Annotated in this window: 21 protein-coding genes; 4 read left to right on the forward strand and 17 right to left on the reverse strand. The window is 64.2% G+C overall.

Annotated elements, in window-relative coordinates; genetic code table 11:
• Position 1: 1 nt before the first annotated feature.
• From ispH to coxB, 9 genes are all read right to left on the reverse strand, one after another.
• Positions 2-1012 carry a 4-hydroxy-3-methylbut-2-enyl diphosphate reductase gene (gene ispH, locus N5A92_RS00705; RefSeq protein WP_260899885.1) on the reverse strand — a complete coding sequence of 337 codons (1011 nt, stop codon included), beginning with the start codon at positions 1010-1012 and terminating at the stop codon, positions 2-4.
• A 57-nt stretch (positions 1013-1069) separates the two neighbouring features.
• Positions 1070-1819 carry an SURF1 family protein gene (locus N5A92_RS00710; RefSeq protein ID WP_260899886.1) on the reverse strand — a complete coding sequence of 250 codons (750 nt, stop codon included), beginning with the start codon at positions 1817-1819 and terminating at the stop codon, positions 1070-1072.
• Complete coding sequence (locus tag N5A92_RS00715) at positions 1816-2202, reverse strand: DUF983 domain-containing protein (RefSeq protein ID WP_260899887.1); 387 nt, start codon at positions 2200-2202, stop codon at positions 1816-1818. Before N5A92_RS00715 ends, N5A92_RS00710 begins: the two co-directional genes overlap by 4 nt.
• A gap of 82 nt (positions 2203-2284) precedes the next feature.
• Positions 2285-3166, reverse strand: a complete 882-nt coding sequence (locus N5A92_RS00720) for a cytochrome c oxidase subunit 3 (RefSeq protein WP_260899889.1) — start codon at positions 3164-3166, stop codon at positions 2285-2287.
• 1 nt (position 3167) lies between these two features.
• The gene (locus N5A92_RS00725; protein ID WP_260899891.1) at positions 3168-3773 is read right to left on the reverse strand and encodes a cytochrome c oxidase assembly protein; all 606 of its coding nucleotides are present in this window, start codon (positions 3771-3773) and stop codon (positions 3168-3170) included.
• A gap of 8 nt (positions 3774-3781) precedes the next feature.
• Positions 3782-3943 (reverse strand): hypothetical protein, encoded by a 162-nt coding sequence (locus tag N5A92_RS00730; RefSeq protein ID WP_260899892.1) that lies wholly within the window; start codon positions 3941-3943, stop codon positions 3782-3784.
• Between the two features lie 4 nt (positions 3944-3947).
• Entirely contained in the window at positions 3948-4880 is a 933-nt protein-coding gene (locus N5A92_RS00735) for a heme o synthase (RefSeq protein ID WP_260899893.1), read from the reverse strand.
• Between the two features lie 66 nt (positions 4881-4946).
• Positions 4947-6599 carry a cytochrome c oxidase subunit I gene (ctaD, locus tag N5A92_RS00740; RefSeq protein WP_260899894.1) on the reverse strand — a complete coding sequence of 551 codons (1653 nt, stop codon included), beginning with the start codon at positions 6597-6599 and terminating at the stop codon, positions 4947-4949.
• 38 nt (positions 6600-6637) lie between these two features.
• The gene (gene coxB, locus N5A92_RS00745; protein ID WP_260899895.1) at positions 6638-7513 is read right to left on the reverse strand and encodes a cytochrome c oxidase subunit II; all 876 of its coding nucleotides are present in this window, start codon (positions 7511-7513) and stop codon (positions 6638-6640) included.
• Between the two features lie 343 nt (positions 7514-7856).
• Here coxB and N5A92_RS00750 point away from each other — a divergent pair, with 343 nt between their 5' ends.
• The 3 genes from N5A92_RS00750 to N5A92_RS00760 all read left to right on the forward strand — a co-directional run bounded on the left by N5A92_RS00750 (position 7857) and on the right by N5A92_RS00760 (position 10679).
• Entirely contained in the window at positions 7857-8372 is a 516-nt protein-coding gene (locus tag N5A92_RS00750; protein ID WP_260899896.1) for an invasion associated locus B family protein, read from the forward strand.
• 190 nt (positions 8373-8562) lie between these two features.
• On the forward strand, positions 8563-9978 hold the full coding sequence (gene tldD / locus N5A92_RS00755; protein ID WP_260899897.1) for a metalloprotease TldD: 1416 nt from the start codon (positions 8563-8565) through the stop codon (positions 9976-9978).
• A complete protein-coding gene (locus N5A92_RS00760; RefSeq protein ID WP_260899899.1) occupies positions 9978-10679 on the forward strand; it encodes an NAD-dependent deacylase in 702 nt (233 codons plus the stop codon). Before tldD ends, N5A92_RS00760 begins: the two co-directional genes overlap by 1 nt.
• A gap of 29 nt (positions 10680-10708) precedes the next feature.
• On the opposite strand, the gene chrA is transcribed toward N5A92_RS00760, so the two are convergent.
• The 6 genes from chrA to N5A92_RS00790 form a co-directional block, all read right to left on the reverse strand.
• Positions 10709-11926, reverse strand: coding sequence for a chromate efflux transporter (gene chrA / locus N5A92_RS00765; RefSeq protein WP_260899901.1), 1218 nt, complete (start codon positions 11924-11926; stop codon positions 10709-10711).
• A gap of 152 nt (positions 11927-12078) precedes the next feature.
• On the reverse strand, positions 12079-13317 hold the full coding sequence (locus tag N5A92_RS00770) for a class I SAM-dependent RNA methyltransferase (RefSeq protein ID WP_260899902.1): 1239 nt from the start codon (positions 13315-13317) through the stop codon (positions 12079-12081).
• Positions 13317-14072, reverse strand: a complete 756-nt coding sequence (locus N5A92_RS00775) for a TlyA family RNA methyltransferase (protein WP_260899903.1) — start codon at positions 14070-14072, stop codon at positions 13317-13319. The genes N5A92_RS00770 and N5A92_RS00775 overlap by 1 nt, the downstream gene beginning before the upstream one ends.
• A 193-nt stretch (positions 14073-14265) precedes the next feature.
• On the reverse strand, positions 14266-16179 hold the full coding sequence (dxs, locus tag N5A92_RS00780) for a 1-deoxy-D-xylulose-5-phosphate synthase (protein ID WP_260899904.1): 1914 nt from the start codon (positions 16177-16179) through the stop codon (positions 14266-14268).
• 79 nt (positions 16180-16258) lie between these two features.
• Positions 16259-16525 carry an exodeoxyribonuclease VII small subunit gene (locus N5A92_RS00785; RefSeq protein WP_260899905.1) on the reverse strand — a complete coding sequence of 89 codons (267 nt, stop codon included), beginning with the start codon at positions 16523-16525 and terminating at the stop codon, positions 16259-16261.
• Between the two features lie 3 nt (positions 16526-16528).
• Positions 16529-17455, reverse strand: a complete 927-nt coding sequence (locus N5A92_RS00790) for a histone deacetylase family protein (RefSeq protein WP_260899906.1) — start codon at positions 17453-17455, stop codon at positions 16529-16531.
• A 206-nt stretch (positions 17456-17661) separates the two neighbouring features.
• Here N5A92_RS00790 and N5A92_RS00795 point away from each other — a divergent pair, with 206 nt between their 5' ends.
• On the forward strand, positions 17662-18432 hold the full coding sequence (locus N5A92_RS00795) for an MBL fold metallo-hydrolase (protein WP_260899907.1): 771 nt from the start codon (positions 17662-17664) through the stop codon (positions 18430-18432).
• Positions 18433-18478: 46 nt separating this feature from the next.
• Here the strand turns inward: N5A92_RS00795 and N5A92_RS00800 are convergent, their stop codons facing one another.
• Positions 18479-18934 carry a hypothetical protein gene (locus tag N5A92_RS00800; RefSeq protein WP_260899909.1) on the reverse strand — a complete coding sequence of 152 codons (456 nt, stop codon included), beginning with the start codon at positions 18932-18934 and terminating at the stop codon, positions 18479-18481.
• 221 nt (positions 18935-19155) lie between these two features.
• The gene (locus tag N5A92_RS00805; protein ID WP_260899910.1) at positions 19156-19761 is read right to left on the reverse strand and encodes a TetR/AcrR family transcriptional regulator; all 606 of its coding nucleotides are present in this window, start codon (positions 19759-19761) and stop codon (positions 19156-19158) included.
• Positions 19762-19874: the final 113 nt, after the last annotated feature.

Raw genomic sequence — 19874 nt, forward strand, 5'->3', positions numbered from 1 at the left:
GTCAGCTCACGCCGTTGACGAAGGCCATGTCTGACTTCGTCAACTCGACATCGCGCAAGGGGCGCATCACGGGGAAATTCTCGCGTTCCTCAGCGGTGATGGCGAGATCGACGGTGACATCGTAGCGTTCGGCGAAGGCATCGATGATTTCGTCGACGATGATTTCCGGTGCCGAGGCGCCGGCCGACAGGCCGAGCACCGCGATCTCGCCGATCTCGGCCCACGGGATTTCCGAGGCGCGCTGCACCAGGAGGGCGCGGCGGGCTCCTGCCCTTTCGGCGACCTCAACCAGGCGGCGCGAGTTGGACGAATTGGGGGCACCGACGACGAGGAAAAGGTCGGCGCCGGGTGCGGCTTCCTTCACCGCCTCCTGGCGATTGGTCGTGGCATAGCAGATGGATTCGGCCGACGGTGCCCGCAGGGTGGGAAGACGCTTCTCCAGCGCGCGGATGATGTCGGCCGTATCCTCCACCGAAAGCGTGGTCTGGGTCACGTAGCCGAGTTCCATGCCCTCCGGCGGAGAGAAGCGCTCCGCGTCCTCCACCGTCTCGATGAGAGAGACGGTTCCCTCCGGCAACTGCCCCATGGTGCCGATCACCTCCGGATGCCCGGCATGACCGACGAGAAGCACGTGGCGGCCAAGCCGCTGGTGGCGCATGGCCTGCTTGTGCACCTTGGAGACGAGCGGGCACGTAGCGTCGAGATAAAAGAGGTTGCGGTTTTCCGCGTCTGCCGGAACGGATTTCGGCACGCCGTGGGCGGAGAAGACGACGGGGCGGTCTCGGTGCGTGTCTGGGATCTCGTTCAATTCTTCGATGAAGATGGCACCGCGCTCCTGCAGGCCCTCCACGACGTAGCGGTTGTGCACGATCTCGTGGCGCACATAGACAGGCGCCCCGTATTTCTTGAGCGCCAGGACGACGATCTGGATGGCCCGGTCGACGCCGGCGCAAAAGCCGCGCGGTCCGCACAGCCGCACGGTCAGCTTCCGCTTATGCCCGTTCGTCGCCATCGTCTCAAGAAACTCCTGTCGTGCCGCCCGGAAAGTGGTTGCGGCCGGCGGCCGGTGTCAAGTGTCGCCCACGCCGCGACGGCGCAGGAACCAGTAGCCCAGGACACAGACGAGCGCAAAGGCCAGACCGTACCAGGTGACGGCATATTGCAGATGATTGTTCGGCAGGTTGATGCGGGTGACGCCGCCAACCGGTAGCCCGCCGCGGTTGGGCGCATTGTCGGCATCGACATAGAAGGGGTAGACCTTCTCCCCGTCAAGCCCGGCTGAGCGGGCCATTGAGCCCAGATCCTTCCAATAGAAAATATTTTCCGTCGGGTCGTTGTCGGGCACGATGAAGGAGGGTTTCGTCGCCGGTGCCGTGCGCGCGAGACCGCCCACTTCCACGCTACCGGGCACCTGCCCTTCGGAACGGGTGGCCGGGTCCTTGCGATCATAGGGCACGAAGCCGCGGTTGACGAAGATGTAGCGGCCGTCGGCGAGCCGCAACGGCGTATGCACAAAGAAGCCGGACTGCCCCTGCCAGGTGGCAAGGTAGTGCCGTTCGGCCTCGTGCAGGAACCAGCCGATGACCGCCACCGGGCGATAGTCGACATCGTCGCCTTCGGCGTTCAGGCGGGCAACCTCCTCGAGCGGCTTTGGCGCGGCGGCAATCCGCTCCTCGATGCGCTGGACGAGCCCTTCCTTCCATTGCAGCCGCTCGACCTGCCAGGTGCCGAGCACCAGGAGAAGCACCAGCACGGGGATGCTGATGGCGAGAAGCATGAAGCTCCCGCGGGGGCCGATGTTGTGCTCCGCTATACTCATTCCGCCTTTTCCAACCGCCCCTCGGCGGCCTTGTTCCGGTATTGCAGGGCGATGAGAAGCCCCTTTATCAGCCGAAGTGCCACCAGCGAAAGAACCAATGTGAGCGGTACCCACAGCAGGAAATGCAACCAAAGCGGCGCGCTCGTCGTCACTTCCAGCCACAGGGCAAGGCCGACGACGATGAAGCCGATGATGAGGATGACAAAGGCTGCCGGGCCGTCGCCGGAATCGGCAAAGCCGTAGTCGAGCCCGCAATTGGCGCAGCGTTTGCCGATGCTCAGGAAGCCGGAGAAGAGCCTGCCCTCGCCGCAGCGCGGACAGCGGCCGAAGAGCCCGGCGCGAACCGGATCGACCGGCGGCCAGATGGCCTTGTCGTCACTCATCGCACATTTCCTGTTTCACCAAAAAGGACAGGGGCAGCCGCTCTTCGCGGCCGCCCCCTCCACGAATTACGATCTTCGCCGATCAATGCGCGATCGTCGCGCCAGCCGAGGCCCATACATAGATGAAGGCGAAGAGGAACAGCCAGACGACGTCAACGAAATGCCAGTACCAGGCGGCCGCCTCGAAACCGAAATGCTGCTGCGGCGTGAAATGGCCGGCCATGGCGCGCAACAGACAGACGGCGAGGAAGATCGTGCCGACGATAACGTGGAAGCCATGGAAGCCCGTCGCCATGAAGAAGGTCGCACCGTAGATGGAATCGCGGAAAGCGAAGGGCGCGTGCAGGTATTCATACGCCTGGACAGCCGAGAAGAGCAGGCCGAGCGCTACGGTCAGCGCCAGGCCGGCGACCAGCCCCTTGCGGTCGTTCTCCAGCAGCGCGTGGTGCGCCCAGGTGACGGTGGTGCCCGACAGAAGCAGGATGATGGTGTTGTAGAGCGGCAGGTGGAAGGGATCGAGAACCTCAACGCCCTCCGGCGGCCAAACGCCGCCGGTGAACTCGGCACGGGCTACCTGGGCTACTTCGCCCGGGAACAAGCTGGCGTCGAAGAAAGCCCAGAACCACGCCACGAAGAACATCAGCTCGGAGGCGATGAACATGATCATGCCGTAGCGCAGATGCAGCGAGACCACCTTGGTGTGATGGCCTTCCTGAGCTTCCTTAATCGTGTCGCTCCACCAGGCGAACATGGTGTAGAGCACGATCAGCATGCCGATCAGGAAGAGCCAGAAATTGGTCGCCGCCAGGTCCACGCCGAAGAGCGGGAAGGTCGCGCCCTGCGCAGCCTTCATCCAGGCGATCGCGCCGATGGCCGTCACAAGCGCGCCGACCGAGCCGATGAAGGGCCAGGGGCTCGGATCGATGATGTGGTAGTCGTGGTGCTTTGCGTGGGCGCCAGCCATGTTATCCCTCGGTCTTCTGGTTCTTTACTTCCTCGGGGCGCGGCGCTTCGACCGATTCCTGAGGCAGCGGGTAGAATGTATAGGAAAGCGTGATCACCTTCAGGTCTTTCAATTCCGGCACGTTCACGATCTCCGGGTCGACGAAGAACTGCACCGGCATCTCATATGACTGACCGGGCTGCAGCTCCTGCTCGGTAAAGCAGAAGCACTCGACCTTGTTGAAATAGGCGCCTGCAAGGCCCGGCGCGACGTTGAAGGTTGCGGTACCGGTGGTGGACTTGGAAGACAGGTTGCGCGCCATATAGGCGATCTCCACCGTCTCGCCGATCTTCAACGTCACCTGGCGCTGTTTGGGCTTGAACTCCCAGGGCAATGCGCCGTTCGTATTGGCGTCGAAACGGACGGTGATCTCGCGGTCCAGGATAGTGTCGGAATACTGCTCCGCCCGCTGCGTCGTGCCGCCATAGCCGGTGACCTGGCAGAAAAGCTGGTAAAGCGGCACGGCCGCATAGGACAGGCCCACCATGCCGGCAAACACGCCGACACACAGCACGGCCACGCCGCGGTTGCGGCGGTTGCGAGCGCTGTCGGAAGCCGTCGTGCTCATCACGCTCCTCACATGGCCCGGTCGAACAGGGACGAGCCCAGCTTCATGAGGCTGCCCAGATAGACGATGATGACAAAGGCAGCGAGCGCCAGTGCGATCGCGATGGAGCGGTTGCGCCGCGCCTTCAACTGCTTCTCCGTCGGCTTGATGCGATCGTCGTCGTCAGGCATCGCATCAGGCTCCAATGCGCGAGATCATGCCGTCGAGGAGCAGAACGGCGAAGATAGCGAAGAGATAGACGAGCGAATAGGCGAACAACGCCTTGGCCGGGCCCATCGTTCGGTCGCCTTGGTCCATCTTCAGCACCCGCCAGGAATACCAGACGAAGCCACAGCCGAGCACTGCCGCTATGGCGCCGTAGGCAATGCTGGCGAAGCCGAGAACGCTGGGCAGCAAGCCACTGACCGCGACCAGAACGGCATAGGCGAAGATCTGCCGCTTCGTGTGTTCCTCGCCGGCCACGTTTGGCATCATGGGAATGCCGGCACGGGCGTAGTCGCCGGTCTTGAACAGCGCCAGCGCCCAGAAATGCGGCGGTGTCCACAGGAAGATGATGAGGAAGAGCACGAGGCTTTCCAGTGTCACCGTGCCAGTGATCGCGGCCCAGCCGATAACCGGCGGTAGCGCACCGGCGGCACCGCCGATGACGATGTTCTGCGGTGTCGAGCGCTTCAGCCACATGGTATAGATGACGACGTAGAAGAAGATGGTGAAGGCCAGAAGGCTGGCTGCGAGCCAGTTGGCCATCAGGCCCAGCGTCATCACCGAGAAGGCCGATAGAAAGAGGCCGAAGCCGAGTGCTTCGCCCGGCGCCACCCGCCCTCTCGGCAAAGGCCTGCCCACCGTACGCGTCATCTTGGCGTCGATATCGGCGTCATACCACATGTTCAACGCGCCCGCCGCGCCCGCGCCGACGGCGATCGCCAGAATGGCGATGACGGCCAGGAGCGGATTGGGTGTGGCCGGCGCCAAGACCATGCCGACGAAGGCGGTGAAGACGACGAGCGACATGACGCGTGGCTTCAGAAGCGCGATGAAATCGCCCGCCGTCGCCTCGGAGAGGCGGCCGTCGCGTCCATCCACATACTTTCGTTCGACCAGCGCCATGTTGCTACATTTCATTCTAAGCTGACGTGCCCGGACCTTCGTTCCGGGCCACACCGTTTTTCCAGTTTACCTGATCCTCGGCAGCTCTTCCCACTGGTGGAAAGGCGGGGGCGAGGAAAGCTGCCACTCCAGCGTCGTCGCGCCTTCGCCCCAGGGGTTGGCGCCGGCAATGCGCTTCTTCGCGAAGGCCTCGACCACACCGTAGAGGAAGACGAGCACGCCTATGGCCGCGAGGTAGGAACCGTAGGACGACACCATGTTCCAGCCGGCGAAGGCGTCCGGATAGTCGATGTAGCGGCGCGGCATGCCGGCCAAGCCCAGGAAGTGCTGCGGGAAGAAGATCAGGTTCACACCGATGAAGGTGATCCAGAAGTGCAGCCGCGCGACGAAGGAATTGTACATGTAGCCCGTCATCTTCGGGAACCAGTAGTACCAAGCCGCGAAAATGGCGAAGACGGCGCCCATCGACAGCACGTAATGGAAGTGGGCCACCACGTAATAGGTGTCGTGCATCGCCCGGTCGAGGCCGGCGTTTGCAAGCTGCACGCCCGTCACACCGCCGACGGTGAACAGGAAGATGAAGGCGATCGCCCAAAGCATCGGTACGCGGAAGGAGATCGAGCCGCCCCACATGGTGGCGATCCACGAGAAGATCTTCACGCCCGTCGGCACCGCGATCACCATGGTGGCGAAGACAAAGTAGCGCTGTGCGTCGAGAGACAGGCCCGTGGTGTACATATGGTGCGCCCACACGATGAAGCCGACGGCGCCGATTGCCACCATTGCATAGGCCATGCCGAGATAGCCGAAGATCGGCTTGCGCGAGAAGGTCGACACGATGTGGCTGACGATGCCGAACCCGGGCAGGATGAGGATATACACCTCCGGATGCCCGAAGAACCAGAACAGATGCTGGAAGAGCACCGGATCGCCGCCGCCGTCGGGGGCGAAGAAAGCCGTGCCGAAATTGCGGTCCGTCAGAAGCATCGTGATGCCGCCGGCCAGAACCGGGAGCGCCAGCAACAGCAGGAAGGCCGTGATCAGCACCGACCATGCAAAGAGCGGCATCTTGTGCAGCGTCATGCCGGGCGCGCGCATGTTGAAGATCGTGGTGATGAAGTTGATCGCACCGAGGATCGAGGAGGCGCCGGCGATATGCAGCGACAGGATGGCGAGGTCCACGGCTGGGCCGGGCTGACCAACCGTCGACAGCGGCGGATAGATCGTCCAGCCGGTGCCGGCACCGTAGCTGCCTGCGGCGCCCGGAACGAACATGGTGAGGAGCATCAGAATGAAGGCCGGCGGCAGGAGCCAGAAGGAGATGTTGTTCATGCGCGGGAAGGCCATGTCCGGCGCGCCGATCATGATCGGCACCATCCAGTTGGCGAAGCCGCCGATCAGCGCCGGCATCACCATGAAGAAGATCATGATGAGACCGTGGGCGGTGGTAAAGACGTTGTACATCTCCTTACCGGCATCGATAGCCGCCGCGCCCTCATAGCCATAGACCATGGAGGCAAGGCCATGGAATATCTGGATGCCCGGCTCGGCGAGCTCCCAGCGCATCATCACCGACAGAAAGCCACCGATGACACCGGCGACGATCGCGAAGATCAAATAAAGGGTGCCGATATCCTTGTGGTTCGTGGAATACACCCAGCGCACCCAGCCCTTCGGCTTGTGATCATCGTGGTGGGTCTCAGTCGCAGCGCCTGCCATGTTTCCTACCGCTCCAATTGTCCTTAGCGTCGCCCGGCTTATTCAGCGGTAGCGACCTTGTCCTCGCCGTTGCCGTTCTCGATCGCCGCCATCAGTGCGCTGTTGGCACCCTCCAGGTCTTCCTGTGCCGTTGCGTACCAGCTCTGGAACTGGTCCTGCGAGACGACGCGGATGGCAATCGGCATGAAGGCATGGTCCTTGCCGCACAACTCCGAGCACTGACCGTAGTAGAGACCTTCGCGCTCCGCCTTGAACCAGGTCTCGTTGATGCGACCAGGCACGGCGTCGACCTTGATGCCGAAGGCCGGCATGGCGAAGGCGTGGATCACGTCGCTGGAGGTGACCAGCATGCGCACGGTCTGACCGACCGGCACCACGACCTCGTTGTCGACGGTGAGCAGACGGGGGTACTGGGTCCTGTCCTCCTTGCCGGCTTCGGCCCGGTCGCTGTCCTGAAGCAACAGCGAGGTGAAGGAGAGCGGGGTCTCGCCGTCCTGGTACTCGTAGTCCCAGTACCACTGAACGCCAGTCGCCTTGATTGTCACGGAGGGCTCTTCCTCCGGGGTGTATTGGGCCGTCAGAAGCTGGAAGGAGGGTACCGCGAGAAGCAACAGAATGACCACCGGTCCGACAGTCCACAGGACCTCGATGAGGGTGTGGTGGCTGGTGCGGGAAGGTACCGGATTGGCACTGGCGCGATAGCGGACGATGCACCAGGCCAGAAGCGCCATCACCAGAAGGGTGATCGGCACGATGAACCACAGCGTGTAGGCCTCAAACCACCGAATCTGCTCCATAATGCCCGTCGCAGCGGGCTGGAACCGTACCTGCCAGGGCTCGGGCTGTGCCGCAAAGGCACCGGTGGCGGCCAGCGACAGCGCGACGACCCAAAGGCTCGCAACAAACTTCTTCATAACCCTCGTCATCTCCCGATCAATGCGCTTTCTGCCGGCGATGCGCCGGATACGCCAAAAGCCTGCAGCCCGGCGAGAAGCCGCATCGAAACCCGTTCAATACAGGCGCGTTCAAATCATACTCTCATGCGAACCGCAAGAAAGGCGTAGAGCCGTGCATGCGGCATTTTTGCGCTGCCCGGCGGGGCCGGCGGCAAGCAGTGCCGACTTGTCCGCAATTCTGACCGATTCGACAACGAGTGTGGCGGCGCTTTGGGTAAGGGTTGCCTGGAATGGCTATTTCCTTTTCGGGCGCGCATCGTCAGGATAGGTGGCCGTGATTCGTCGGGGAAAGAGGTTCATTATGCCGTTGGTCGTACGTGTGGTGGCGGTGCTCGCCGCAACATTGGCCGTCATCCTGCCCGCCACCGCGCAGCAGCAACAACAGCAGGAAGGATCCGTGCGCTCAACCCACGGCGCCTGGTCGATCCTCTGCGACACGCCAGCCGGCGCCGCCAGCGAGCAATGCATCATGATGCAGAACGTGGTGGCTGAGGACAGGCCGGAGGTGGGCTTGTCCGTAGCGGTGCTGCGAACCGCCGACAACAAGCGGGAAATCATGCGTGTTCTAGCGCCGCTCGGCGTGCTGCTGCCCAACGGGCTCGGCCTCTACGTGGACGGCGAGGATATCGGCCGCGCCTATTTCGCGCGCTGCTTCCAGGACGGTTGCTATGCCGAAGTGATCCTGAGCGGTGAGCTTCTCGAAACGCTGAAGAACGGCGAATCGGCCACCTTCATCGTCTTCCAGACTCCCGAGGAGGGCATCGGCATCCCGGTGGACCTCAAGGGCTTCGGCGAAGGCTTCGAAGCACTGCCGTAAGGGCGCGTGCCTTCAGCCTCAACCTTGTCAGGCAGGCGCAGACACCAGTCCCCATCCTGAGCATGTCGGAGGACGTGGCGCGATTCCATGCTCCCATCACGCCCTCCATAGTCACCAAACTCTCCCCGGCACTGGATCGATCCGTCCATCGCCCTTAAATGGGATGGGACAAAACACAGGATATCCGCTCATGCCACGCTCGCTCATCGATTCCTTTGACTGTTCCGCAGACAAGCTCAAATCCCTCGTTTCTGATTCCGTTTCGGGCGCCGATGACGGAGAGCTGTTCCTCGAATATCGCGAAGGCGAGGCGCTCGTCTTTGACAACGGCAGGCTGAAAACGGCGAGTTTCAACACCGACCAGGGCTTCGGCCTGCGCGCCGTTGCCGGGGAGGCGACGGGCTATGCGCATTCGAGCGAGCTCTCCGAGGCGGCGCTGCGGAGGGCGGCGGATGCGGTGTCGGCGGTGAAGCAGGGTTATTCGGGCACGCTTGCCGCTGCGCCTACCGGCACCAACCAGCGGCTCTACGGTGAGGACAATCCGATCGCCGCGCCCAGTTTCGAGGAGAAGGCGAAGCTCCTGCAGGAGATCGACGGCTGGCTCAGGGCCAACGACCCGCGCGTGCGCCAAGTCACGGCGTCGCTCGCCGCCTCCTGGCAGCATGTGGAGATTCTGCGCGCCGACGGGCAGCTCGCCCGCGACATCCGCCCGCTGGTGCGCATGAACGTATCCGTCGTGGTCGGCGACGGCGATCGGCAGGAGACGGGCTCCTACGGCATGGGCGGGCGCAAGAGTTTCGGCGAGTTTCTCGCCGAAGATTCCTGGCGTTTCGCAGCAGGAGAGGCGTTGCGCCAGGCGCTGGTCAACCTGGAGGCGGTCCCCGCGCCTGCGGGAACCTTCGATATCGTGCTCGCAAATGGCTGGCCGGGCGTGATGCTGCACGAGGCGGTGGGTCACGGGCTCGAGGGAGACTTCAACCGTAGGAAGACTTCGGCCTTCGCCGGCCTGATGGGCCAACAGGTCGCAGCCAAGGGCGTCACCGTCGTCGACGACGGCACGATGGCCGAGCGTCGCGGCTCGCTTACGATCGACGACGAGGGCACGCCGTCCGGCCATAATGTGCTGATCGAGGATGGCAAGCTGGTCGGCTACATGCAGGACCGGCAGAACGCCCGCCTCATGGGCATGAAGCCTACCGGCAACGGCAGGCGCGAATCCTATGCGCATGAGCCCATGCCGCGCATGACCAACACCTACATGACGGCCGGCGACAAGACGCCGGAGGAGATCATCGCGTCGGTGAAGAAGGGGGTCTACGCCGTCTCCTTCGGGGGCGGACAGGTGGACATCACCTCCGGCAAGTTCGTCTTCGGCTGCACCGAGGCCTACATGATCGAGGACGGCAAGGTGACCCAGCCGATCAAGGGCGCCATGCTGATCGGCAACGGGCCGGACGCCATGCACCGCGTCTCGATGGTCGGCAACGACATGAAGCTCGACACCGGCATCGGCATGTGCGGCAAGAACGGCCAAGGCGTGCCCGTGGGCGTCGGCCAGCCGCATCTGAGGATGGACAAGGTGACGGTGGGCGGCACGCAGGCGTGATGCCACAGCGTATTGTCATTCTTACCGGCGCCGGCATCTCGGCCGAATCGGGCGTCGATACTTTCCGCGACAAGGGCGGCATCTGGTCGAGATACGACTACCGGCAGGTGGCCACGCCGGAAGGTTTTGTCGCCGATCCGGCGCTGGTGCACGATTTCTACAACCAACGCCGCAGCGCACTGGCCGGCATTGCACCGAATCCAGCACATTACGCGCTGGCCCGGCTGGAGGCGGAGCATTCAGGTCCGGTAACCCTTGTCACGCAGAATATCGACGAGCTGCACGAGCGGGCTGGCTCTAAGAACCTGATCCATATGCACGGCGAGCTCGCAAAGGCGCTCTGCTCGCGCTGCGGCTCCCGGCACGAGTGGCGCGGGGCGCTTTCGACGGAAGTGCCCTGCCCCGCTTGCGCTGAGGCAGGCTGTCTGCGGCCGGATGTGGTGTGGTTCGGGGAGATGCCCTATCACATGGAGCGCATTTACGAAGCGCTGGGCGACTGCGATCTTTTCCTGGCCGTCGGCACCAGCGGCAGCGTCTATCCGGCGGCGCAGTTTGTGCAGGAAGCCAGTCGCGCCGGGGCGCATACGGTGGAGCTCAATCTGGAGCCTTCGGAGACCTTCAGTGACTTCGATGAGGCGATCCATGGGCCGGCGAGCCGGGTGGTGCCGGACTATGTCGAACAGCTTCTGAAAGGCCGATAGAACCCGCCCATTGCAACCCGGCGCGAAGGCTACAGTATACCGATCACCGCGCCGCCCGCCGCCGCGACCAGCACGACGCCCCAGGGCGGCGTCTTCCATGCCATCAGCAACACGAAACAGGTGAGCGCCAGCGCGAATGCCTGCGGCCCGACGATTGCACTGGTGAAGACGGGATCGTAGAGGGCCGCGCCGAGAATGCCGACGACGGCTGCATTGGTGCCGCGCATCGCCGCCTGTGCAGTCGGGCGCTTGCGAAAAGCGTCCCAGAACGGGATGACCCCGAGCAGGAGCAGGAAGCCCGGCAGGAAAATGGCGATCAGGGCAATGGTGGCGCCGGCAAGCCCGTTGGGCGCCGGCTGCAGGACCGTGCCGAGATAGGCGGCAAAGGTGAAGAGCGGGCCAGGTACCGCCTGTGCGGCGCCGTAACCGGCCAGAAACGCATCACGCGTCACCCAGCCGCCGCGTACCACTTCCGCCTCCAGCAGCGGCAGCACAACGTGCCCGCCGCCAAAGACGAGGGCACCGGCGCGGTAGAAAGCATCGAAGACCGAGGCCCCTTGCGAGAAGGCCGCCAGGACGGGAAGACCGAATAGCAGGGCGAAGAACAGGGAGAGCGAAACCGCGCCGAAAGCGCGCGAAACCGGAAAGCTCACATGCCCGGAGACCTCCTCACCGGCCGTTCGACATAAAAGCAGGCCCGCCACCCCACCGAGCACGATGGCTGCGATCTGGCCGAGGGAGCCGGCAACGAAGACAACGACAAGCACCGCACCGAGTGCAATGCTGGCGCGCTCGCGATCGGGGCAAAGGTTTCGCGCCATACCCCAGACGGCCTGGGCGACGATGGCGACGGCGACGATCTTGAGGCCAGTGACGATGCCGCTGCCGACAGGCCCGCCGAAGGCGGCGGCACCGAGGGCAAAGAGGACCAGGAGGATTGCCGAAGGCAGCGTGAAGGCGGTCCATGCGGCCAGCGCACCGAGCGGTCCGCCACGCAACAGCCCCAGTGCCAATCCCACTTGGCTCGACGCCGGGCCCGGCAGAAACTGGCAGAGCGCCACGAGATCGGCATAGCCCTTCTCATCGATCCACTTGCGCCGCAGCACCAACTCGTCGCGGAAATAGCCGAGATGGGCGATCGGCCCGCCGAAGGAGGTTACGCCGAGCTTGAGGAAGGCCGAAAACACCTCGCCGGCCGAGCCCCTTGCGCCCCGTTTCTCGCGCTGGGCCGTCCGTGCGTCGTTCATCGTTCATCGCCTCGCAGGTGGATGCGGCCCGCGCGGAGCGGGCTCTCGCGTCCCTATAATCGAATGAGGCGAACGCTGCTACCGCACAGCGCGCAAGACGGTGCGACGAGCCAGAGAACGACGGCGGCCGCCGCTAGCAGCTAGAGGAGAGTTCAGCCACGTTTCCCCGGCCCTTCCAGAAGCGCCACCACCTCGACATGCGGTGACCACAGGAACTGGTCGATGGGAACAACACGGGTGAGGCGGTAGCCGCCTTCAATGAGAATCGCCAGATCGCGGGCGAGCGTACCGGGGTTGCAGGAGACGGCAGCCACGCGGCGGACCGTGGAACGGGCGATCCGCCGGCACTGGTCCTCGGCACCGGCGCGCGGCGGATCGAAAACGATGCCGTCGAAGGTGTTGAGTTCCTTCGCCGTCAGCGGGCGATGGAACAGGTCGCGCCTTTCGGTGGTCACCGGCTTCAGGCCGGGCGTTGTCCTCGCCGCCTCCAGCGCAGCCAATGCGGCCGCATCGCCCTCAACGGCATGGACACGCATGCCGCCGGCAAGCCACAGCGCAAAGGTGCCGCTGCCGGCGAATAGATCGGCCACATGCCTCGCGCCGTTTAGATGCGCTGCCACGAGGCCTACCATCGCCTCCTCCGCGGCGGCGACCGCCTGCAGGAAGCCGCCGGGCGGCAGGTTCACCGGCACTTCGCCATGGAGCACCGTCGGCTTTTCGCGCTCTACAAGCACCTCCCCATCGAGCGAAAGCCGCGCATACCCCTTGGCCAGCGCGAAGGCCACCGCCTGCTGCCGGCGCTTTTCGTGCAGCCGGCCCGCCCCTTCCGCCGCGATGTCCAGTCCGGGGCGGGTGGCGGTGACCATGAGGCGGAACGACTTTGGCGTGGCCGCCAGCAACCCGGCGAGCCGGCGCAGGTCCGGGAGGGCAGCGACGACATGCGGATCGGAAACCGGGCATTCCTCGACATCGACAATGCGGTGCGACTGCATAGCGTTGAAGCCCAGCAGAACGCGCTGCCCCATTGCCCGCGCGGTGAAGGCGAGGCGCCGGCGCGAGGCAGGTGGACAGGTGACGAGCGGCGCCACCTCGGCTTCGAGACCACGGCTTTGCAGGGCGCGGTCTACTTTTCCACGCTTCCACTCAGCGTAGGCTTGCAAATCGAGATGCTGTACTGCACAGCCGCCGCAGGCGCCGAAATGTCGGCAGGGAGGCTCCGCCCGCTGCTCGGAAGCTTCCTCAACCTCCACAAGCGTGCCCCGCTGGCCCGACACCTGGGCCTTCACCGTCTCGCCCGGTAGAGCAAATGGGATATAGACGGGGCCGGCCACCGTTTTGGCCACGCCGTCGCCCTGAGCACCCAGCGCTTCGATCCGCAGCGTCTCGGTCATTATGCCTTCCGCCCGGCTAGCAGGAATTCGCGGTTGCCATCGCCGCCCTCGATGGACGAAGGGGCGAGACCGATGGCGCGCCAGCCGTGGTTTGTTCCCAGCCAGTCCCTCATCGCCTCCGCAATCTCCTCCGCCCTTGCTGGCGCGCGCAAGAGGCCGCCCTTGCCGATGGCCTCGCGACCCGCTTCGAATTGAGGCTTGACGAGGAAAAGGCCTCGCGCGCCGGGCCCAGCCATTTCGAGTGCGGGCGGCAGCGCCAGCTTCAGCGAGATGAAGCTGACGTCGGAGACGAGGAAATCGGGCCTCCGGCCGCCGATCGCCTCGAGCGTGAGATGGCGAGCGTTCATCCCTTCGAGGCATGTCACGCACGGATCGGCTTTCAGCCGCTCGTCCATCTGTCCGCTGCCAACGTCGACAGCCGTCACATGCGCCGCGCCCCGCTCCAGCAGCACCTGCGTGAAGCCACCGGTGGAGGCGCCGATGTCGAGCGCGTGAGCGCCTTGCGGGTCAAGGCCGAAGGCATCGAGCCCATGGATGAGCTTGAGTGCGGCGCGCGAGACGTAGCGCTGCGCCGGGTCGTCCACGGCGATCTCTGCGTCAGGCGCCACCACCTGCCCCGGCTTCGCCGCCACCGCACCCGCCAGCCTCACCGTGCCGCGCAGAATCGCATCGCGAGCCCGCGCGCGGCTCTCGAACAGGCCGCGCTCAACAAGGAGATGGTCGAGGCGGAGGCGGGGTGGTGTGGCGGCCTTCATGAGATTTCAGTGAAGGATGCGGAAGCGAATGGCAAGCACGGCGGTCGACTTTTGAAGGCGGCGCCCCCCTTCCATCGTCATCCCGGCCGAGCGAAGCGAGAGCCGGGACCATTCCGGAATGCCGAAAAGTAACGAATGGGTTCCGGACAGCCTCCGCTACGCTCCGGCTTCCGGAATGATGCACAGAGGATGTCTAAGCCCGCGCCACCTGCTCCTCCTGGCCCAGGGCAGCAAACACTGCGCGCACGATGCCGGCGGCGTCCAGACCGGCGTCGGCATACATCTTCTCCGGCTTCGCCTGGTCCAGGAAGACGTCAGGCATTACCAGCGGACGCACCTTGACGCCGCTTTCCAAAAGGCCCTGGTGGGCGAGGAAATGCAGCACATGGGCGCCGAAACCGCCGATGGAGCCTTCCTCGATGGTGACGAGCACCTTGTGCCCGCGCGCCAATTGGGTCACGAGATCGGCATCGAGCGGCTTGGCGAAGCGCGCATCGGCGACCGTTGTCGAAAGGCCGGCGGCCTCCAGTTCGTCGGCCGCCTTCAGGCATTCCGCCAGACGCCCGCCGAGCGACAGCAACGCCACCTTCGTGCCCTCGCGCATGATGCGGCCTCTGCCGATGTCCAGAGCCTGCCCGCGCTCCGGCATTTCGACGCCGACGCCGTTGCCGCGCGGATAGCGAAAGGCGATGGGGCCGCTGTCATGGAGGACCGCCGTGCGCACCATGTGTTTCAGCTCCGCCTCGTCGGCGGCGGCCATGACGGTGAAATTCGGCAGCGTGGCGAGATAAGTGATGTCGAAGGCGCCGCAATGGGTGGCGCCGTCCGCACCCACGAAGCCGGCGCGGTCGATGGCAAAGCGCACCGGCAGGTTCTGGATCGCCACGTCGTGCACCACCTGGTCGTAGGCACGCTGCAGGAAGGTGGAGTAGATGGCGGCAAAGGGGCGGTAGCCTTCCGTGGCAAGCCCTGCCGCGAAAGTCACGCCGTGCTGCTCGGCGATGCCGACGTCGAAGGTGCGCTCGGGAAACTCCTTGCCGAAAAGGTCGAGCCCTGTACCTGACGGCATGGCAGCGGTGACGGCGACGATGCGCTCGTCCTCGCGTGCTTCCTGGATGAGGCTTTGCGCGAAGAGTTTCGTATAACTCGGTGCGTTTGCTGGCGTCTTTGCTTGTGCGCCTGTGATGACATTGAACTTGGCGACGCCGTGATATTTGTCGTCCGCGGCTTCCGCCGGGGCGTAACCCTTGCCCTTCTGGGTAACGACATGAATGAGCACCGGCCCGCTGCCATGGTCGCGCACATTCTTCAGGACGGGCACGAGATGCTCGAGATTGTGCCCGTCGATGGGGCCGATGTGGAGGAAGCCCATCTCCTCGAACAGTGTGCCACCGGTCACGTAACCCCGGGCGTGCTCAACGGCGCGGGTGATCGCGCGGTCGACGCTCTTGCCGAGATAGGAGGTCAGTTTCTTGCCGAAGTCGCGAATGCCCTGGTAAGCGCGGCCGGAGGCCAGACGCGCCAGATAGGCGCTCATGGCGCCGGTGGGCGGAGCAATCGACATGTCGTTGTCGTTGAGGATGACGATAAGCCGCGCATCGAGCGCGCCGGCGTTGTTCATCGCCTCATAGGCCATGCCGGCCGACATGGCGCCGTCGCCGATGACGGCAATCACGTTGCGCCGCCCGCGCGATAGATCGCGCGCTACGGCCATGCCGAGACCTGCGGAGATCGAGGTGGAGGAGTGAGCGGCACCGAAGGGGTCGTACTCGCTCTCGGCGCGCTTGGTGAAACCCGACAGCCCGCCCTCCTGACGCAGCGTGCGGATGCGGTCGCGCCGGCCGGTGAGGATTTTGTGCGGATAAGCCTGGTGACCGACGTCCCAGATCACCCGGTCGTCCGGCGTATCGAAGACGTAATGCAGAGCCACGGTCAGCTCGACCACGCCGAGCCCGGCGCCGAGGTGCCCACCCGTCTGCGAGACGGCGTCGATCAGTTCCGCGCGCAGCTCGTCAGCGAACAGCGGCAGTTCCTTCTCGTCAAGCCGTTTCAAGTCCGCCGGGATGCGGACGCGATCAAGGAGGGGCGTTTCAGGAGGCGATTTCACGCTTTGCTCGCTCGTTGTCGATTTGCAGGGACATAAGCGCTCGCGGGCGCAAAGTAAACGCGGCAAGGCCGCGCTCCTTCTACTGCGGGTCGAGCGGCTCTGTACCGTTGGGCACGCTTTCGCGGGAAAGGCGGATCTTCTCCACCTTGTCCTCGGCCGCCTTCAAGAGTCGATCGCAATGGGCCTTCAGTGCCTCGCCGCGCTCATAGATGCGGATCGACTGCTCCAGGGGCACATCGCCCTGCTCCAGGTCGTTGACGATCTTCTCCAGCGCTTCCAACGCCTGCTCGAAGGTCATGATCGTGATGTCGTCGTTGGCTACGGCATTGTTGGCGTCAGCGTTCATTCCTTACCCTTTCATCAAGCGCCCGACATGGGCGGCCACCGAGAGAGCCAGTCCTTCAAGGTCGTAACCGCCCTCCAGCAGGCTGACAAGGCGGTTCTCCGACAAACGCCCCGCCCGCTCCATCAGTCTGGCCGTGGCCCAGCTGAAATCGTCTTCGGTGAAATTGAGCTCGGCAAGCGGATCGCGATAATGGGCATCGAAACCGGCCGAAATGATGATCAGGTCCGGGCGGAAATCGTCAAGCCGCGGCAGGATCGTGTCCTTGAGAGCCTCGCGAAAGACCTCGCCGTCGGTCCCCGGCAAGAGCGGCATATTGACGATGTTGCCGGCGCCGGTCTCATCGGCCGCACCAGTGCCGGGGTAGAGCGGCATCTGGTGGGTCGAGCAGTAGAGCACCGAAGGATCGTCCCAGAAGATGTCCTGGGTGCCGTTGCCGTGGTGCACGTCCCAGTCGACGATGGCCACACGTTCGATGCCATGCGCCCTTTGCGCGTGGCGGGCGGCAATTGCCGCGTTGTTGAACAGACAGAAGCCCATCGCCTGGTCCTTTTCGGCGTGATGGCCGGGCGGGCGAGTAGCGACGAAAGCGTTGTCGGCGCGAGCCGCGAACACGTCGTCGACGGCCGCCATCGCGCCGCCGACCGCCCTTAGCGCTGCCTCCCAGCTTTTCGGGCTGACGGAGGTGTCGGCATCGATGCGCGCCAGGCCCTCGGGTGGGATCGTCTCCTTGACGCGACGGGTATAGGATTCTGGATGGGCAAGAAGAATCGCCATCTCGTCCGCTGCCGGCGCCTCTACCCGCTCGAGCGGCGCGAAGACGTCGTGCTCCAGCACCTTTTCGATAGCGCGCAGCCTGTCTGGCCGCTCCGGATGGCCGAGCGGGGTCAGGTGCTCCAGGCACAAGGGATGAGTGTAAAGACGTGTGGCCATGCCCCGATATAGGCGCTGAGGCCAGCTTTGGCCACGCCGCAATCGGCAGCGCCCGAAACCGTCAACAGGGTTTGTTTCTCGACATTGGCGCAGCCGGCCGATCACGAAAATGTCAGCACAGCCCAGTTGCCGCCGGCGAGACAATGGGCACATTCCCAATGTGTTCACCAGCCTATCGGGAGCTTGCCAGAGAACGGAGGAGGAAAATGTACATCAGTCGACGCAAGACCTTGCAACTCGGAGCGGCCGGCCTTGCCGGCCTGGGAGCGACGATCGTCATGCCGTTCAGAACGCATGCCCAGGAGGGCGATACCTATGGGACCGACAGTGGCGAGATCACGGTCTATCCGATCGAGCACGCCTCCTTAGTGATGACCGTGCCGTCAATGGTGATCTATGTCGATCCCGTTGGCGGGGCGTCCGCCTACGAGGGACATCCGGCGCCGGATCTCATCCTGATCACGCATGAGCACGGCGACCACTACGACGCCGATACGCTTTCGGCGCTTGTCGGGGAGAATACGCAGCTCGTCACCAACCCCGCCGTCTTCGACATGCTGCCGGAGGCGTTGAAGGCGAGGGCAACGGCGATTGCAAACGGCGAAAGCCTGACTGTCGGCGAGATCGGCATCGAGGCCATTCCTGCCTACAACACCACGGAAGAGCGCCTGCAATACCACCCGCAAGGCCGCGACAACGGCTATGTGCTGACCATAGACGGCCGCCGCGTCTATATCGCCGGCGACACTGAGGACATTCCGGAGATGCGGGCGCTCGAAGACATCTATGTCGCCTTCGTGCCGATGAACCTGCCCTATACGATGAACATCGAACAGGCGAGTTCGGCCGTCGCCGAATTCGCACCCCAATATGTCTACCCGTATCACTATCGCGGCAGCGACGTTGAGGCCTTCGCCCGCCAGGTCGCGGAAGCGGAGGTGGAAACGCAGGTCGTGATGGGGCCGTGGTACAGCTGAGGGTCTATTTTCGCCGGCCGGCGGAGGAACCGTGGTTTCCGCCGGCCTAGCCGGTCACGGTTCGCGAGCTAAAGGCCAGGCGGGATAAGCCCCAGAGGAATATCGCGAAAAGGAGGTGGGAGATCGCTGCCGCCACGATCAGCCTCGGGCTTTCGCTCAAGCCGAAGAAGCCCCAGCCGACGAAGGGGAAGAAAAACACGAGAACGAGCAGCCACAGCACGACGGCGAGCCCCAAGGCGCGCATGAAGGTGAGTGCGTCGCGGAAGAGAACCACGTAGACCACGCTCATCAGCGTCACCCAGGCGACATGGAAGAGCATTCCGACAGGCATCGGCACGGGCCCAAGGAGGGTTTGTGCGAAGGCGAGCGCGAGGGGGCGGGGCAACGGCGAGACACCGGCCTGCAGGCCGGCGAACATGATAGCGCCCGTCAGCACGGCCACGACAACGCCGATCGCGACCACCTTGCCCCATTCGCCAGCAGGCAGTTGGTGGATGCGCATGTCGTCCTCCCTTCATCGGCAGGAACGACGGCGCCCCCCGCTCCTGCACATATCCGGAGCAATTCAAGGTCCAAGACTCTCCCACAAAGGACAGGGTAGCATTCGATCGCGACAATCGGAGGATTGGAGACACTCCGCGAGCGCAGTGCCTCTGCCGCAGCCTTCGAATACTTCCGCCGAAGGGCGAGAACAAGCGCGTCGCGGCCGCGTGCTCCGCCGCCTCAGCGGGAGCCGCGATTTTCTGTCAGCAAGCCATCAAGAAAAGTCCTGAGCGCCTGCACGGCCTTCTTCGAGGTCGCCTCGGGATCCGGAACGTTGGCGATCCAGAGCGAAGCGTGCAGCATGGCGCCGTTGAGGAGCCGCGCCAGCGCCTCCGGGTCTGCGGCGACAATAGTGCCTTCGTCGGCAAAGCGCCGCAGGCTTTCCGTCAGCGAGCCGATGCAGGCGTTCTGGGTGGGCCATGTGGAAGGATCGCCCAGCACCGCCGGCCCGTCGCGCAGCACGATGCGCTGAATCTCCGGCTCCAGCGCCATCTCGACATAGGCAAGGCACTCGTCGACGAAGCCCTGCCAGCGGTTGCCCGCCTTTGCGGAGATGGCGCACAGCCGCGTGTTCATTTCCGCGTCGATCTCGGCGATCACCGCTTCCAGAAGGCCCCTCTTGTCGCCGAAATGATGATAGAGCGCACCGCGCGTAAGACCGGCCTCGGCCGTGAAGTCGTCCATCGACGCATCGGCGTAGCCGACGGTCCCGAACGCCCGGCGGGCCGCCGTCACCAGCTTGCGCCGGGTCTCGGCAATCATTTCGCTGCGCGGTTTGTGCGCCATCCTCTTCCTTTCACATACGACACGTATCTATTTAGTTGACATACGCTGCGTATGCAAATATCTCATTCACATACGCCGCGTATGTGAATGGCTCACTTCATCATTGCGAAGGA

The organism is Chelativorans salis (assembly GCF_025336525.1).
GTDB classification, from domain to species: Bacteria; Pseudomonadota; Alphaproteobacteria; order Rhizobiales; family Rhizobiaceae; genus Chelativorans; species Chelativorans salis.

What these genes read in the sequence shown, in the direction of transcription:
- ispH (WP_260899885.1), bottom strand. Translation starts at nt 1,012, where the DNA reads ATGGCGACGAACGGGCATAAGCGGAAGCTGACCGTGCGGCTGTGCGGA.
- N5A92_RS00710 (WP_260899886.1), bottom strand. Translation starts at nt 1,819, where the DNA reads ATGAGTATAGCGGAGCACAACATCGGCCCCCGCGGGAGCTTCATGCTT.
- N5A92_RS00715 (WP_260899887.1), bottom strand. Translation starts at nt 2,202, where the DNA reads ATGAGTGACGACAAGGCCATCTGGCCGCCGGTCGATCCGGTTCGCGCC.
- N5A92_RS00720 (WP_260899889.1), bottom strand. Translation starts at nt 3,166, where the DNA reads ATGGCTGGCGCCCACGCAAAGCACCACGACTACCACATCATCGATCCG.
- N5A92_RS00725 (WP_260899891.1), bottom strand. Translation starts at nt 3,773, where the DNA reads ATGAGCACGACGGCTTCCGACAGCGCTCGCAACCGCCGCAACCGCGGC.
- N5A92_RS00730 (WP_260899892.1), bottom strand. Translation starts at nt 3,943, where the DNA reads ATGCCTGACGACGACGATCGCATCAAGCCGACGGAGAAGCAGTTGAAG.
- N5A92_RS00735 (WP_260899893.1), bottom strand. Translation starts at nt 4,880, where the DNA reads ATGGCGCTGGTCGAACGAAAGTATGTGGATGGACGCGACGGCCGCCTC.
- ctaD (WP_260899894.1), bottom strand. Translation starts at nt 6,599, where the DNA reads ATGGCAGGCGCTGCGACTGAGACCCACCACGATGATCACAAGCCGAAG.
- coxB (WP_260899895.1), bottom strand. Translation starts at nt 7,513, where the DNA reads ATGAAGAAGTTTGTTGCGAGCCTTTGGGTCGTCGCGCTGTCGCTGGCC.
- N5A92_RS00750 (WP_260899896.1), top strand. Translation starts at nt 7,857, where the DNA reads ATGCCGTTGGTCGTACGTGTGGTGGCGGTGCTCGCCGCAACATTGGCC.
- tldD (WP_260899897.1), top strand. Translation starts at nt 8,563, where the DNA reads ATGCCACGCTCGCTCATCGATTCCTTTGACTGTTCCGCAGACAAGCTC.
- N5A92_RS00760 (WP_260899899.1), top strand. Translation starts at nt 9,978, where the DNA reads ATGCCACAGCGTATTGTCATTCTTACCGGCGCCGGCATCTCGGCCGAA.
- chrA (WP_260899901.1), bottom strand. Translation starts at nt 11,926, where the DNA reads ATGAACGACGCACGGACGGCCCAGCGCGAGAAACGGGGCGCAAGGGGC.
- N5A92_RS00770 (WP_260899902.1), bottom strand. Translation starts at nt 13,317, where the DNA reads ATGACCGAGACGCTGCGGATCGAAGCGCTGGGTGCTCAGGGCGACGGC.
- N5A92_RS00775 (WP_260899903.1), bottom strand. Translation starts at nt 14,072, where the DNA reads ATGAAGGCCGCCACACCACCCCGCCTCCGCCTCGACCATCTCCTTGTT.
- N5A92_RS00785 (WP_260899905.1), bottom strand. Translation starts at nt 16,525, where the DNA reads ATGAACGCTGACGCCAACAATGCCGTAGCCAACGACGACATCACGATC.
- N5A92_RS00790 (WP_260899906.1), bottom strand. Translation starts at nt 17,455, where the DNA reads ATGGCCACACGTCTTTACACTCATCCCTTGTGCCTGGAGCACCTGACC.
- N5A92_RS00795 (WP_260899907.1), top strand. Translation starts at nt 17,662, where the DNA reads ATGTACATCAGTCGACGCAAGACCTTGCAACTCGGAGCGGCCGGCCTT.
- N5A92_RS00800 (WP_260899909.1), bottom strand. Translation starts at nt 18,934, where the DNA reads ATGCGCATCCACCAACTGCCTGCTGGCGAATGGGGCAAGGTGGTCGCG.
- N5A92_RS00805 (WP_260899910.1), bottom strand. Translation starts at nt 19,761, where the DNA reads ATGGCGCACAAACCGCGCAGCGAAATGATTGCCGAGACCCGGCGCAAG.